This is a genomic window from Microcystis sp. LE19-10.1B, from assembly GCF_027530565.1.
Lineage (GTDB): Bacteria > Cyanobacteriota > Cyanobacteriia > Cyanobacteriales > Microcystaceae > Microcystis > Microcystis aeruginosa.
The window spans coordinates 1-2629 of the sequence record NZ_JAPZQM010000278.1 but is presented as its reverse complement, the minus strand read 5'-3'; the positions used below and the strand labels follow the sequence as shown (position 1 = coordinate 2629).

Sequence of the window (2629 nt, the reverse complement as noted above, 5' to 3'; positions counted from 1 at the left end):
CGTTTTTGAAGCAATTGTCAAACCGCCGACACCATCGGTCAAAGCATGGGGGCATTGCGGCTGGGGTTGTCTCTTTCATCGCTGATCTTTCAACGTAAAGTGCTTACTCTTTAACGATTATACTCGATTTGATCTTTATTTAGCGTTTAAGTCCCACTAACGTCGAAAAATTAAAGACCGATGAATCTGACAAATCTTTTTCTTGAGCTTATCAGAACTGCCGTGGTTCAAGATGATGATATAGGCTTGAGTAGGAAACTGTAAATTGGTAACGAGCAAGTTAATTAATTTATGAGGCGCATCCGAACTTTCAATCAAATCTCGTTTACGAACAATCCCTAGAACACAGAAGTGGTTTTCAGGAAAGTACCTGACCACTTTCTCTACTAGATAAGCTTCTTTAACCTGCGGATAGCAAGCTAACTGCTGTTTCAGTTCATTTACCTCTAATGCTTTCAGAGTGTGAGGTTGAAATCTATCGTAATCACCCACAGTAGCTCTTTCCTGTTGAGCTTTTAGTAAAAGTTGATAATGTTGTTCAGCTCGTGCGCGATATTTCTGAGCCTCTTCAGTTTGACCTTGTTGACAGAAAAAACCATAAACTAACTCACAGCCAGCTATGACCCAATCCACTCTTTGCTCTATGGCTTTTTCGATATGGGCAATGCCTGATGCATCAGCCTTGTGTAAAAAAACTTGTCCAATAGCATAGTTTGCTTCTGCATGATCGGGCTGAATTTTTAACACGTCTTGTAAGAAGGGAAGTGCTGCTTCACCACCTTGTAATTCCAAGGTGTAATAGGCTCGTTCCCATGCTTCTTGTTCAGGCAGAGTCTGCATTTGGGCTTTTTGATCTAATGCTCGTAGTTTGTCTTTGGTTTCCTGTAGGTATGCATAGCGCTGTCGCCAAGGTGTCGATATGGCTGCTTTCCAATCTTGATCGAACTGTTTCGCAAATTTGTGTAAGATCATCTTTCCCAGAAGGTGTTCTGCTGCACTTATTTGGATTGTTGCGGGTTGAGGTAACGTTTCTAATTGAGTAGTCTGATAACCCAGCGATTTTAACCGATCAGCAAGACAGGGATGGGTGTCTGCATAACTGGTTTTTTGTGCAAGCGCCTGCTCTAACCATTGTTTGGTCTCCTCTTCGGCAATTGGATTATGCAAAACGGTCAACATAGATGAATAAGCATTGCTCGGTGGATCAGCCTGATGCTCTGCCCGTTTTTGGATATCTGACCAGAAGGAACTCTCCAGAAAACGAGCTTTGACTTCTATGTTAATTAGAGCTTCAGCCGTGTTGTTTGCGCTAGTGAGTTGAGCCGCACAGCGATCAGCTTCATACTCATTCATTCGTGCCAGGGTAAAAGAATAGGCATTAAAGGAAGGCCAATACCAATCTAAAAAGCGATTAAATAAAACAAAGGCTCCAGATTGATCGCTTTGATGTAACTGTTCATAAATCTGCATCCAAGTTTTGCGAATTCGATAAATCCATGCTGCAAAGCGAGAATGGTTACCAGAGAGATGCCCTAACTCGTGCGCCATAACTGCTTTAAGTTGTTCCAGCGATAATGACTGCATCAAGGGAAGTCCCAAAAGTAAATAGTTTTCCTGCCAACCAAAGATACCCAGTCGTGGAACTTGAACGACTGCTGCATTGAACTCTTGATTTAACAGGATGTTATGAAATCGGGGAGCTTGGAGTTTAGTCGTCAACTCATCGACTAGAGCGAATAATTTAGGAACTTGATGACGATTAAGTTTCAAACCTTCAGGCTCAGGGACGGTCACCCAAAGTGATCGCACAATCACCCATGCTGGAATTAGTAACAAAATAGCCAGCTTAATAATGACAGAATTGACACGGTGACTGAAAACAATAAATGAGACAATTAATCCAATTAGTGTTAACAGCCCAGCAAGCACCAGAAAGATGTAGGCGTACCCTAATATGGCAAACAGGGCAACTCGTAGGCGATAACTCCTAGGATGTGCCTTCGAGAATTTTTCTAGCGTTCCAACTAATGTATCAAACTGTTTCTGTGTGATTGTCATAAAAATAACTGTACTAACTATCGAAAGATGCGTTATAAATTTCCTAGTGAAGAAAGGCACTCATGCAAGAGGCAAGGGGGGGGTTAGATATGTGTAATTAATTTTGCTTAGGTACTTAACTGATAACTGATCACTGAAAAGGTGCTGGTGTGATGATTCGTGCTGTCAAGGTTCCGTTCTATTTTTCGGGTAGGGGTAAAATTCCTCAATTCAGAGGGGTAAAGCGGCTTAGTCTGATTTTGCCTTATGGAAAAACATCAGCGGCTTTCCTCTTGATTTCGGAATTTTGGTGATTTTAGTTTAATTTTTTTGGCTCTTCGGGAATTGTTATGCAAATAATTAACTTAAAATAAAATTCGATGAGAGCAACTACGCTCAAAAGTAGCTGAAACCCATACAGGAAAGGACTTAAGGCACAAATAGGTTAATACCAAAAGATAGACAATTGAGTTAAGATTTGATATAATAGCCAAAAACGAGATTATTTTACTTATGATACTTGACAAATTTTTGAACCTACAAGGAACCTGTATTCAAGGCTATCGACACCTAGAAAATATCGGTATAGTTT

General features: G+C 40.7%; 1 protein-coding gene. It reads right to left on the bottom strand.

What is annotated here, in order from left to right; all coding sequences use genetic code 11:
• Positions 1-156: 156 nt before the first annotated feature.
• Positions 157-2058, bottom strand: coding sequence for a M48 family metallopeptidase (locus tag O9332_RS09970; protein ID WP_002763291.1), 1902 nt, complete (start codon positions 2056-2058; stop codon positions 157-159).
• Positions 2059-2629: the final 571 nt, after the last annotated feature.

Bases quoted from the DNA above. Each gene is read 5' to 3' on its own strand.
- O9332_RS09970 (WP_002763291.1), bottom strand. From the start codon at position 2,058: ATGACAATCACACAGAAACAGTTTGATACATTAGTTGGAACGCTAGAA.